Below are 12,209 nucleotides of genomic sequence, written 5' to 3'. Positions count from 1 at the left end.
TGAAGCCACAAGCAATTTTGTGTCGCATTGTAGCGGCGAAGTCCACCTTGGCCACTCCCGCGGCGGTCACAGCGCCAAGATCCACATGGCTGTACGCGGCCTCGGCTGCCCGCTGCGGTGCATCCTGATCGCCGGCCAGCGCGGCAACTGTCCGCGAGCGACGCAGGACGTGGTCACCGGTTTTCTCGAAAATGACAAGGTGAGCGGCCGACCCGTCGGGCTCGCCATCGACGCCACCGGCGCCCTGCTGATCGCCGATGATGCCGGCAATACGGTGTGGCGCTTGGCGTCGAGCGACGGAGCGGTGACGCCGGAGCCGATCGCCACAGACCGGGTGACGGCTGCCGCGACCACCAAAGCGGCACCGCCGGCCAGCAACGATGCGGTCTCGGACGGCGCGCCGCCATCGCAGACAGATATCGCACCGGCCGTGTCGCCGGAGGATGGCCGCCCCGGCGCCGCAGTAGTCTCGCAGGGTCCGGCGCTCAACTCCGTGAGGATGGCGCTCTTGAGGCGGTTGCCTCGTCAGCCTCCGGTCTGAGCATCTTCATCAGCACGTCCGATCGGCCGATGAAATGCTGGAACAACGCACCTGCCACATGAAGGAATACGGCTGCCAGCAAAAACTCATGGCAGATTCAGAGGTTGGAGTGTTGTGGGCTACGTGCTTTTGGGACGCCCACTTTCGGCGTCGCGTGCAAGAGCGCCTCGCAGAATGCTTTATCTACGACGATGTTCACTATCAGGATTCGGGTAGTATGGTTCCAGCGTCCGATTTGGGGGCACAACGCGGCCGCAACCGTTATGGGATTCGCAAGGCCATGGGCGGGCACAGGCGCTCCTGCAGCAGGAGCACGCATGAAGGCAAAATTTCGATTTTCAGACACTCCCGCCACCCCCGGGGGTAAGTCAGACTGCCGCGGCTCCGGACAGTCGTTAAGGCCTTGAATTCGTTAATCTCGAACCTGGGTACTAAATTTGCCAGTCTCCAACTCCGGAGATTTTTCGCGAAGAGAGAGAGCGAAATCACCGGTTGCGCCTGCTCGTCTGGTTCACAGCTTTCTTCAAATAAGTCGGAATTCTACGCTATTTCAGCCGCTCCCATTCGGCGGGGAGAATGTCTTAGCTGAGGGCAGTGGCGAAGGGAAAGGAACTGAAATCCAACATTCTCCACTTTGTCGACGTTTGGGCGCCGAGCGCATTACCAAGAACAGATTGGGCGCCACGCTGGTTCGCAGGGCGACCGATAACACCCCTGCCCCAACTCGAAACTCTCGTCGGTGACGAAGCTCCGCCTCCGTCGACCAATTCCTCCAACGTGCAATGCCCGTCATCACCTCGATAAGCTGATACTGTGCAGACATAAGCCTATTCTGAAGCCTGTGCATGGGCCCTTCTGCTTGTGCCGAACGTGCGGTCGAAACGGGGGCGGTTCAGATACCAAGATCAATACCGAACCATGCCTGCATCCACGTTGATCGTCTGACCAGTGATCCAGCGCGCATCGTCGGACGAAAGGAACGACACGACGTCGGCAATGTGTTCGGGTTGGCCCTTGCCCTTCAATGCCTGAAGCATCCCGACGAAGTCGAAGGCGCCGTTGTGCGGGCTCGCCTTGACGCCGTCGCTTTCGATCAGGCCGGGGGTCACCGCGTTGGCGGTAATGTCGTATTTGCCCAGCTCCGTTGCCAGTGCCCTGGTGAAGCCAATGACGCCGCCCTTTGCGGCGACATAGGCAGCCATGTTGGGCGTGCCCGCAAAAAAGGTGTTCGAAGAAATACTGATGACGCGGCCGGGCTTGGAAGCCGCGCGCATCTGGTCGGTGGCCGCGCGCGTGACGATGAAGGTTCCGGTCAGATTGACGTCGATGATCTTGCGCCAGTGTTCGAGGTCGACATCGTCCCAGGCAATGAAGGGAACGATCGAGGCATTGTTGACAAGAATGTCGATACCGCCTGCCTTACCGATCTCGTCGAACATGCTCGCAACCGATTTCGGATCCGAAATATCGGCGGTGACGGCCCGCGCCTTGCCGCCGATGGCGGCGGCCGCGGCCTTGGCGCCTTGGCCGTTGATGTCGGCAACGAAAACGGTCGCGCCGTCAGCGGTAAGGCGCTCCGCAATTGCCTTGCCTATGCCTTGTGCGGCGCCCGTAACGAGCGCGATCTTTCCTGCCAGACGGTCAATCATTGCAGTGCTCCGATGGTCTCTTGAGTTTTCTGTCAGGCATGGGCGTCGATGACGGTGAGCGCCGCCTCGATGCCCTTGCCGATTTCATAGCTTCCGCCTTCTGCGTTCAGGACGCCGCCGAGCGCGGTCAGCGCGACGATGGCGTAGATCGGCTGCGCAGTCGGTCCCATGTGGCCGATCCGCGTCAGTTTTCCGAGCGTCTCGCCGCGGCCGGAAGACAGCGCAATGCCGTAGCGCTCGCGCGTAGCCTGGCGCAGTTTCTTTTCGTCGACGCCGTCGGGTGTGCGCACCGCGGTCGTTGTCGGCGAGGCGATCTTGTCCGTGGCAGCCCATACGGAAAGCCCCATTGCCTTCACCCCCGCGCGCATGGCCTTCGCCGTCAGCGCGTGGCGAGCCCATACGGCTTCCGGTCCCTCGGTCAGATAGAGGTCGAGCGCGGCATCGAGTCCGTTCACTTCGGCGACTGACGGGGTGAATGGAAAAGGCATGTCCTTCGACCAGGCGTTCTCCCAGTCGACGATCGAAAGCATTGAGGCGCGCGGTGCCAGCGGATTGGCCTTCATCTTCGCCCAGGCGCGATCGCTGACACCCATCACGGTCAGCGCGGGCGGTGCGCCGAGGCATTTTCCAGGGCCTGTGACGTAGATGTCGGCCTTGCAGTCGTCGGGATGCGTATCCATGCCGGCGAAGGAGGAGACCGCGTCGACGATCAGGTAGCCGCCATGCGCGGACACCAGCGCGCCGATCTCGTTGATCGGATTGATGGTGCCCGAAGGAGTGTCGTGGTGGCAGACCGAGACGATCGTGATCTCAGGATGCAGCTTCAGCATGTCGGCGACCGACTGCGGATCGATGGCCTCGTTGAAGGGCACCTCGATCTCGAGCAGGTTCGGCGAATAGCGCTTGGCCCAGTAACCGAAACCCTTGCCATAGACGCCCGAGGCGAGGTTTAGCACGACGTCGTCGGGAGTGATCAGCGAGGCGGCGGCGGCCTCGAGCCCCAGGACCGGTTCGCCGTGCAGGATCAGCGGCATGTTGGACAGCCGCAGCGCCTTCTTCGCCTTCAGCACGACGTTCTCGTAGAATAGCTGGAAGGCCGGGTCGTAATCGTAGAGCACCGTTCGGCCCAGCGCTTGCAGGACCTCGGGATAGGCGTTCACCGGACCGGCGGTGAGCGTGATGACCGGCTTGGCAGAGTCGGAATAGCGCATGGTCTGTCTCCCGCGATGTGCCTGCTTCAGCCGTAGAAGCGAGTGCCGGTTTGATAAGTCTGGAAACTTTCCATGTCGTGAGAGAAGAACAGCTCGGCGTCATGGTCTTCGGCGTACTTCTTGATTTTGCGCATCGACTCGATGCCCTTCACCGGGTCGATGTGGAAGGAAGCCTGACACAGCGTCTCCAGGCTGCGGCGCGTATAAGCGGCATCAAGCACCAGCATCATCGGGCGCCGGTTGGCCAGTTCGATCATCACCGCGTAGTTGCCGACGGCATGTCCGGGCGCATAGATCATGTGGACGCCCTTGGCGATCTCGAAGTCGCCGTCGACACCCTCGAACGTTGTATTGGCGCGCGTCGCATTCTTCAGCAACTGGTCGGTTACGCCACGCGCTTCGGCCGCCTCTACCGAGAAGCTGAGGTCGGAGTAGCCGAGGTGCTCGAAGGGTGCCGGGTTGCAGGCCTGCGGCACTTCCAGCCTGTGGCAGACCTTGCGCGCGTCCGGAAAATACTTGTTGCCTCCGCAATGATCGAAGTGGAAATGAGAGTTGAAGACGACGTCGACGTCCTTGGGTTCCAGCCCGATCAGCTTGAGGGCGCCGGGCATCGTCTGATCCTTGCTCTGGATCGGCTTCTCGAAGGGCAAGACCTTCATGACGTGATCGTAGTCGTAGCCGGTGTCGATCATGAACCGGCCCTCGGCATGTTCGATCAGAACGGAATAGCTCGGGAAGCGCACCTCGCCGCCGGGACCGCGATTCCAGTAGATGTGGAAGCCGTCGAGAACGAGAGAGCCACCGTCGAGAAAATAGACCTTGGTATCCGTCATGTCTTACCCTCCTTCTTTGCGCGGGTACTCGCCGCGTCCATTGGTCTGCGTCATCGCGCGCCGCGCTCATAGGGAATGCCGAGTGCCGCTGGCAGGCTGGCGCGCCGTCCGAACAACACCAGCATGATCATTACCGCCAGGAACGGCAGCATTTGAATGACGTCGGTCGGAATGTTGATGCCGGCAACCTGCATAGCGGTGGTGAGCGACAGGCAGACGCCGAACAGCAGCGCGCCGAACAGCACCCAGACAGGCCGTCCGCGCGCCATCATGGCAAGAACGATGCCGAGGAAGCCGGCACCATTGGTGATGAATGGAATAAACAGCCCGGCGCCGACATTGGCCAGGTAGGCGCCACCGAGGCCGGCAAGCCCGCCGGTGGTCAGGACGGCAATGGTACGGGTGCGCATGACATCGACACCGGCGACGTCGAGCGCCGCCGGCTTGTCGCCCGCGGCTTGAAGGTTCAGCCCCAGTTGGGTGCGGCGGTAGATGACGCTCATGACGACGACCAGCGCGACTGCCAGGTAGACGAGCAGGTGGTGCCTGAAAAGGGCCGGACCAAGAACCGGAATGTCGGACAGCATGGGAATGACCGTGGCGTCGGCGGCAGGCAGGCGTGGATAGCTGCGTGAGAACTGAAAATGGTGCAGCAGCGCGGTCAGCCCTTCAAGGCCGAGCGTGAGCGCAATGCCGATAACGATCTGGTTCAGGCCAAGCCGGACGCAGAGCAGTGCCATGACGACCGCCACCGCCATGCCGCCAAGCAGGCCAGTGAGAAAACCGAGCCACAGCGAGCCGGAATAGAAGGCGCCGACGAAGCCCAGATAGGCGCCGCAGATCATCATGCCCTCGATACCGATGTTGAGGACGCCGGCTTTTTCCGACATCTGCTCTCCGAGGCCGGCAAGCAGAAGCGGGATCGCCGCGGTGACGGCGCCGAAGAGCAGCGCGCCGAGGAAGACTTCGCTGAACAGGCCAGTCATTGCTCAGGCCTTCCTTGACTGATTGTGGCGATGGTCGAAATACTCCGCGAGCGCCAGCATGATCAGCACGATGGCGACCAACACCAGCGTGAAGGTATTGGGTACGCCGACGCGGCGCGCCGCACTTTCGCCGCCGATCGACAGAACGGAAAGCAGGAAGACGAAGCCGATTGCCGCAAAACCGTTCATGCGGGCGAGGAATACCGCGGGAATGACCGCCAACCCGTAGGCAGGGTTCCAGTCGGCGCGGACATTGCCCTGCACGCCCAGAATGTCGACGGCTCCGCCTAATCCTATCAGGCCCGCCGAAAGGGCGAAAACGGCGACCGTGAGTTTGGGGACGCCAAGCCCCGCATGGATGGCGGCGCGCGGATTGGCGCCGACGATGCGCAGCTTCAGGCCGAAGGCCGTGCGCGTCATCATCAGGTGAACGGCGATGATGGCAACGAGGCCGAGGAGCAGCCCGCTGGTTACGGTGGTGTCGAACAGGCGCGGCAAGCGGTCGTCGACCGGTAGCGTGCGTGTCTGCGGCACGGTCGTCGTCGGGTCGAGGAAGACGAGCTTGACCAGAACATTGGCGAGTGAGGTGCCCAGGAAGGTCATCATCAGCGTGGTGATGATCTCATTGACGCCCTGGTAGGCACGCAGCAGCGCGGGGACGAGCGACCAGATCATCGCGACCGAGGTGGCCAGCAGGAAAGCCACGACGAGCGCCAGCCAGTCCGGCATCACGGTGATCAGCAGCGGCGCGCTGGCCGCTGCGGTTACGGCGCCGAGAAGGAACTGGCCGTCGCCGCCGAGATTCCACATACCGGCGCGGAACGCGACGATCAGCCCGGAAGCGACGAATAACAGCGGTGCCATGCGTGTCAGCGTCTGTTGGATGCCGAGCGGCGACAGCAGCCCGCGCTCCAACACGGTGCCGTAGTAGGCGAGAGGATCGACGCCCACGGCAAGCAGGATGGCACCGGCGAGTATCAGGGCCGCAAGGATCGGTCCCAGCGTCATCAGCAGTCGATGAAGGAAACCGCTCCCGCCGCGCGGTGGCCCGGAATCCACGGCCGTCGCCGCGGCGCGTCCTGTCGCCTCGACGCTCATGCGGCCACCCCGACCATCATGCGTCCGACGGTGGTGCGAACATCGTCCTGGTTGCGTACGTCACCTACCAAACGACCACTGGCTATGACTGCGATGCGGTCGCACATGCTGAGGAGTTCCTCGAGATCGGTGGAAATCAGCAGGATTGCCAGGCCGCGTGCCGCGCTGTCGCGGATGCGCTGGCGGGTTGCGAGCGTGTTGGCGAGGTCAAGGCCGTAGGTCGGCTTGTTGAAGATCACCACCTTGGCCCCGTCGGCCAGTTCGCGCGCCAGAAGCACCTTTTGAATGTTGCCGCCGGAGAGCCGGCCGACCGGCGTCTTCAGGCTCGGCGTACGGACATCGTATTCGCGTACCAGTTCGGAAGCGCGGCGGTCGATCTCGCCGCGCTGATCCAGGCCCCGACGCCAGAACGGCGCTTCGCCAACCTGCTTGAGGAAAAAATTGATCGAGACGGGGAAAGCGCCAACCGTGCCTTCGCCCAGCCGGTCGTCGGTCAGATAGCGCAGGCCCGCCGCGCGGCGCTGGCCGACGTTCATCGGATCGATTGGTCGGCCGTCGAGGCTGACCGAACCGCCCGAGCTGGCAAGCTGTCCCGACAACGCCTCGGCGAGCTGCTTCTGGCCGTTGCCGTCAATGCCGGCGATGCCGAGTATTTCCCCTGGGCGAATGTCGAAGGAAACCGATGTCAGACCCGGCGAATTCGCCGTTGATGTCACCGAGAGATCGCGCACCCGAAGAAGCGGAGCTGTGTCCGGCCTGGTGAATGTTCCAGCATGGCGTTTGGCGTCCGGATCCCCGGTCTGCTTGCCGAACATCATTTCGACGATTTCGGCGATGGCCGCCTTCTCCCCCAGGAACCTCAGCCGGGCCGGTGTGATTTCGCCGACCTTGCGGCCAAGTTTGAGCACCGAGATGCGGTCACCGAAGGCCGCCGCCTCGCGCAGCTTGTGGGTGATGAAGACGATAGCCAGGCCCCGTTCGACGAGGCGGCGCATCAGCGCGCCCAGTTCCTCAATGCCTTGCGGCGTCAACATCGAGGTCGATTCGTCGAGGATGAGCAGGCGGCTGTTGCGCACCATGGCGCGCAGGATCTCGACCTGCTGCTGCTCGCCGAGCGACAGTTCGGACACCTTGGCATGCAGGCGGACGGTGATGTTGAGCGATCTGGTGATTTCGGCCACACGCTCTTCCAGCAGGTGAAGTTTTGGGCGCTGCCACCATGGCCCGCCAAGCAGCAGGTTCTCGGCGACCGTGAGGGTGGGCACCAGCATCATATGCTGGAAGACCGTGCCGATACCGAGGGACAGGGCATGGCGCGGCGAGGTAATTGGCGTGGGCTGGCCGTCGACCAGAATGCGGCCCTCGTCCGGCTGTTGCAAACCCGACAGCATGCCGATCAGCGTCGACTTGCCCGCGCCGTTCTCGCCGAGCAGCACATGAACTTCGCCCGAGCGAATGCTGAGGTCGACGCCGTCATTGGCGACGATGCCCGGAAAACGCTTGGTCACGCGATCGAGCACGACAATTTCGTGCGACTCGGCCGTCGACGATGGAGAATATCTGGTCATGCGGTTTCCGAATAAGCACAATGTTCCGGACCGGCGCGGACAGCCGCGCCGGTCCGACTTGATGGATTATTCGCTGACGCTGGTCATAAGCGCCCGCACCGCGGCCGCATCGAATACCGGCTCGACCTTGATCTTGCCGGAGATGACATCTTCACGCAGTGCCTGGATTTGGGTCCAGACGTCTTCCGGGATAGCTGCCGTCTTCAATAGCTTTACGGAATCGTCCTTGAGGCCGATCGCGTAGCTCTTGGTGCCGTAAGTATCGTCCTTCAGATCCGCGATCATGGCGGTGTAGACAGGAGTGATGTTCCACACAACCGACGACAGCAGGAAGCCCTTGTCGATCGGAGTCTTGTCGCCGATGACGTCGATGAAATAGACCTTGCCACCGTCGCCGGCCTTGGTGGTTTCGACCGCCTGCAGCATGCCGAAGCTCGAGCCGTTACCCTGGCCGAAGATGATGTCCGCGCCAGCCGCGATCAGGCTTTCGGTGACGCGCTTGCCGCCCGCCGCGTCGCTATAGGCGGCGGGTCCGATCACCGCGTAGGAAACCTTGACGTCCGGATTCTCGGCTTTGACGCCCTGAGCGAAAGCGGCCGACTGGGAGTTCCACGAGGGTGGTTCGCCCGAGACGACGATGCCGACCTGCTTCGACCGTGACATCTTGGCGGCCAGACGGCCGGCGAGATAGGCGCCCTCATGGCCGCTCAGGGTGTAGTCGGCGACCAGGCCCTTCTGGAGACCGGTAGGCGTATCGACAATCGCCACAGGCACGTTCGTTTCCTTGGCGATCTCAGGCGCCGCGGTGTTGTAGCCGGAAGCGTGGGCGATCATCAGGCTCGCGCCCTCGCCGGCCAGTTCCCGCAGTGTCGGGCGAACGTCGCCGTAGCCGAGGCCTTGGGCGACGATGACCTCGACGCCAGCCGCCGCAGCGGCGGCCTTGGCCGCGTCGACGCCCTGCTGGTTCCAGCCGTAGTCCGTGCCTTCCTCCGGCGTGAGAATAGCGATGGATTTAACCTCGGCCGCATAGGCGCCACCCAGGACAACCGTGCTGAGCAGCACGGCGCTTGCACTTCTCATAAGATGTTTCAACATTGAAGCCTCTCCATTTGTTATAGACAAGATCGACTGTTCTTTTTCTTATTGCGCTCTACGCGAGGTCTATTGTAAGCCATAAACAAACAGGCTCACGCAAATGCTACGATATCTGGTTTCTGCTCTCCTGATTTCCGGGTCCGCTGCGCATGCTGTCGAACTCCATCACGTCGACGTACGGACCGGCACCGACGGTCTGTCGCCGCTCTCGCTGAAATTGACCAATGCCAGCAGCGAGGCAATCGCCTGCAGTGCCGACATAGCTCACTGGTACTCGGTGGAGCTGGCGACCGCGCCGCCCAGCGCCGAGATAAGGATCGATCTGTGGTTCGATCCCGAGACCGGGACATATTCCATGCTCAACGACAAACGCGAAAACCTGCCCGTCGAGCGCCTCTGGTGCGGGTTTGCCGACCGTGCGTATGTCACGCGCTCGCAAATCGTGCTGGAGCCCTCGGCCCAGGCAGCCGAGCGGCCGGTGAGATGCAGCGGTGCGAACGGACGCCTGAGCTGCGGATAGGCGGCTCGGCTGCTCACGTCCTGGCATCGGCGTCGACCGAGCAGGGTCGCCGCAGCCGTTGCCGGCCGGGTGCCCCGTGCTGGCTGCCGTGCACGTCGCCTCAGAGCGTTTGCCTACCATCGCCGCCATGACGTCAGTCCTTCTCCTCGAGGATGCGACGGATGGCTACGAGCTTGCGGGCGCGCTCGCGCTGGACCTCGGCGATGCGATCGGGCGTGTATGGGTAAATCCCAACACCCGATTTGATGCCGAGCGTACCGGCAGCGATCTTCTCGCCGATCATCGGCGCAACATCCTTCCGGTCGGCCAGGTCGGCGTTCAGGAAGCTCGAGACCGAATTGTAGATGTCGAGTCCCGCCATATCGAGCAGCGCCATCGGTCCGACGACAGCAAGCTTGTAGCCGATGCCCCAGGACACGCAGGTGTCGATGTCCTCGGGTTCGATCACACCGCGCTCGACAAGGTCGACCACCTCGCGGAGCAGTGCGTAAAGCACCCGGTTCTCGACGAAGCCGGGGACGTCCTTTTTCACCACCACCGGCAGAAGACCGAGCGAGCGGATCAGATCGCGGATAGTCTGGACCGTCTCCGGGGCGGTCTGCGCGCCGCCGATAACCTCGATCATCGGAATGATGTGCGGCGGGTTCGACCAGTGCATCCCAACGAAACGTTCCGGGTTGGAGATGTGCGCCTGCAACTGCGTAATCGGGATCCCTGAGGTATCCGACGCAACAATCGTGTCGGATCCAACCAGCCCGTCGATCCTACGGTAGACCTCGGCCTTTACCGAAATGTTCTCCGGAACGTTTTCTATGACGAGATTGGCGCCCGAGACCGCGTCTGCAATGTCACTGGTGAAGCGTACTGCTCCCCCGCCGGCTGCCGGTGCAACGATTCCAAGAGACTGGAGAACGGATTCGGCGACGCTCAACATCGCCTGTGCACGCTCCAGTGCTGCCGGCGCAAGATCGTAGGCCGTCACCTGCAGGCCGCCTCGGGCGAGCCGAGCGGCCATTCCCGGCCCCATCGTGCCCATTCCAATGATAGCGATGCGCTGGATCATCAGGCTGCCTCCCTGACCTTCGACATTGCGATGAGATCGCACGCTTTCTCGGCAATCATGATCACCGCGGCGTTGATGTTGCCGCAAACCAGATCCGGCATCACGGAGGCGTCCACCACCCTCAAGCCATCCACGCCGCGAACGCGCAGTTCGGGATCAACGACTGAGGCAGCATCAGCTCCCATCCGGCAGGTGCCTGCAGGGTGGTGCACGGTGATGGAGGTCTTGCGGATGTGCTCGTCGATCTCGTCGTCGCTCTGGCACTTTGGCCCAGGAAAAAACTCGGCCTGGATGAACGGCTGCATGGAGGGTTGCGCGGCGAGGTCTCGCGCGACGCGGAACCCGGCCCGCAACGATTGCCAATCCTTCGGCGAAGACAGGAAATTCTGGTGGATCAATGGCGCGGCCAAGGGATCGGCCGAAGCCAGTTTCACGGAACCGCGGCTTTCCGGCTGGGTCGCCACGACCCGCGCGGCGAAACCATCCGGGAACGGCTGCTTGAACGGCTTGAGGTATGGCCACGCGGCGAGCGGTGCGGCGGTGAAGAGCAGTTGCACATCGGGCAGCGGCCGGTCTGGAGCGCTCCTCAGGAAAGCGACGACGCCGCCGGGGACGTCCCCGGAGAAACCTTTTCCCGTCAGGTAGGTCCTGACAAAGTCCAGGCCGATCCGGTCCGCCCGCATCCTGTGAAGGAACGGGCCAGGATTCTTGCGCCGGTACATAAGGATAACCGAGACATGATCCTGCAGGTTCTTGCCGACCGCCGGAAGGTTCATGCGCGTCTCGATACCGTGCGCCGCAAGCTCCTCGTGCGCGCCAATGCCCGATAGCATCATGAGTTGCGGCGTGTTGATCACCCCGCCGGCCAGCAACACTTCCTTGCGGGCAATAGCGGTGCGTTCGCCGCCGCTGTGGTCGAACGTGATGCCGGTGGCGCGTGCGCCTTTCAGTGTGATTTTCTTTGCCGTCGCTCCCGTCAGCACGGTGAGGTTGGCGCGCTTCAATGCCGGGCGCAGATAAGCTGACGCCGTCGAAGCCCGCCGGCCATTTGCGATGGTCATCTGCAGGCGGCCAAAACCTTCCTGCCGCTCGGCATTGTAGTCGTCAGTCTGCGGGTATCCCGCCTCCACACTGGCTTGCGCGAAGGCCTCGATCAATGCGTCCTTGTAGCGGCAGAACTGCGTGTTGAGCGGACCGTTGCCGCCGCGGAACCGGCTCTCGCCGCCTTCCCACCTTTCCTGCTTCTTGAAATACGGCAGGACCTTCTCGTAGGACCAATCGATCAGGCCGTTCGCCGCCCAGCGATCGTAGTCCCCACGGTTTCCGCGCACATACGCCATCGCGTTGGTCGACGACGACCCGCCGACGACCTTGCCGCGAGCGCACTCGACCCTGCGACCGCCGACATTCTCCTCGGGCTCGCAGAAATACATCCAGTCGTGGCGACGTTCGGTCAGGATCTTGCCCCACCCAAGCGGGATATGGATCATGGGATCACGATCCCAGCCACCGGCTTCGAGCAGCAGAACCGAGGTTTTGGGATCTGCGCTCAAGCGGTTGGCAAGCACGCATCCGGCCGATCCGGCCCCGACGATGATGTAATCGTAGCTTTCCGCATTCGGCATGGCAGGTTTCTTATGTTCCA

General features: G+C 62.7%; 10 protein-coding genes and 1 pseudogene. 2 read left to right on the top strand and 9 right to left on the bottom strand.

The window, feature by feature from the left end; all coding sequences use genetic code 11:
* Positions 1 to 46 precede the first annotated feature (46 nt).
* A pseudogene (locus tag ABMA59_RS37195) lies at positions 47 to 160 on the top strand (IS5/IS1182 family transposase); the annotation flags it as partial.
* Between the two features lie 1,286 nt (positions 161 to 1,446).
* Here the strand turns inward: ABMA59_RS37195 and pldH are convergent.
* The 7 genes from pldH to ABMA59_RS12150 form a co-directional block, all read right to left on the bottom strand.
* On the bottom strand, positions 1,447 to 2,190 hold the full coding sequence (gene pldH / locus ABMA59_RS12180) for a pyridoxal 4-dehydrogenase, SDR-type (RefSeq protein ID WP_349005633.1): 744 nt from the start codon (positions 2,188 to 2,190) through the stop codon (positions 1,447 to 1,449).
* A gap of 32 nt (positions 2,191 to 2,222) precedes the next feature.
* Positions 2,223 to 3,401, bottom strand: a complete 1,179-nt coding sequence (gene ppaT, locus ABMA59_RS12175) for a pyridoxamine--pyruvate transaminase (protein ID WP_349005632.1) — start codon at positions 3,399 to 3,401, stop codon at positions 2,223 to 2,225.
* A 26-nt stretch (positions 3,402 to 3,427) separates the two neighbouring features.
* Positions 3,428 to 4,234, bottom strand: coding sequence for a 4-pyridoxolactonase (gene pldA / locus ABMA59_RS12170; RefSeq protein ID WP_349005631.1), 807 nt, complete (start codon positions 4,232 to 4,234; stop codon positions 3,428 to 3,430).
* A gap of 50 nt (positions 4,235 to 4,284) precedes the next feature.
* On the bottom strand, positions 4,285 to 5,220 hold the full coding sequence (locus tag ABMA59_RS12165) for a putative B6 ABC transporter permease subunit 1 (protein WP_349005630.1): 936 nt from the start codon (positions 5,218 to 5,220) through the stop codon (positions 4,285 to 4,287).
* A 3-nt stretch (positions 5,221 to 5,223) separates the two neighbouring features.
* A complete protein-coding gene (locus tag ABMA59_RS12160) occupies positions 5,224 to 6,318 on the bottom strand; it encodes a putative B6 ABC transporter permease subunit 2 (RefSeq protein ID WP_349005629.1) in 1,095 nt (364 codons plus the stop codon).
* Positions 6,315 to 7,886, bottom strand: a complete 1,572-nt coding sequence (locus ABMA59_RS12155) for a putative B6 ABC transporter ATP-binding protein (protein ID WP_349005628.1) — start codon at positions 7,884 to 7,886, stop codon at positions 6,315 to 6,317. The genes ABMA59_RS12160 and ABMA59_RS12155 overlap by 4 nt, the downstream gene beginning before the upstream one ends.
* 66 nt (positions 7,887 to 7,952) lie before the next feature.
* A complete protein-coding gene (locus ABMA59_RS12150) occupies positions 7,953 to 8,981 on the bottom strand; it encodes a putative B6 ABC transporter substrate-binding protein (RefSeq protein ID WP_349005627.1) in 1,029 nt (342 codons plus the stop codon).
* Between the two features lie 100 nt (positions 8,982 to 9,081).
* Here ABMA59_RS12150 and ABMA59_RS12145 point away from each other — a divergent pair, with 100 nt between their 5' ends.
* Positions 9,082 to 9,501 carry a hypothetical protein gene (locus ABMA59_RS12145; protein WP_349005626.1) on the top strand — a complete coding sequence of 140 codons (420 nt, stop codon included), beginning with the start codon at positions 9,082 to 9,084 and terminating at the stop codon, positions 9,499 to 9,501.
* A gap of 133 nt (positions 9,502 to 9,634) precedes the next feature.
* Here ABMA59_RS12145 and fhmpcd1 read toward each other — a convergent pair whose 3' ends face one another.
* A complete protein-coding gene (gene fhmpcd1 / locus ABMA59_RS12140; RefSeq protein WP_349005625.1) occupies positions 9,635 to 10,564 on the bottom strand; it encodes a 5-formyl-3-hydroxy-2-methylpyridine 4-carboxylate 5-dehydrogenase in 930 nt (309 codons plus the stop codon).
* On the bottom strand, positions 10,564 to 12,189 hold the full coding sequence (locus ABMA59_RS12135; protein ID WP_349005624.1) for a GMC family oxidoreductase: 1,626 nt from the start codon (positions 12,187 to 12,189) through the stop codon (positions 10,564 to 10,566). The genes fhmpcd1 and ABMA59_RS12135 overlap by 1 nt, the downstream gene beginning before the upstream one ends.
* Between the last annotated feature and the right edge of the window lie 20 nt (positions 12,190 to 12,209).

The sequence above is a fragment of the Mesorhizobium yinganensis genome (genome assembly GCF_040081985.1).
Taxonomy (GTDB): Bacteria; Pseudomonadota; Alphaproteobacteria; order Rhizobiales; family Rhizobiaceae; genus Kumtagia; species Kumtagia yinganensis.
The sequence above is the reverse complement of the archived record's forward strand: the minus strand, read 5'-3'. Positions and strand labels throughout refer to the sequence as shown.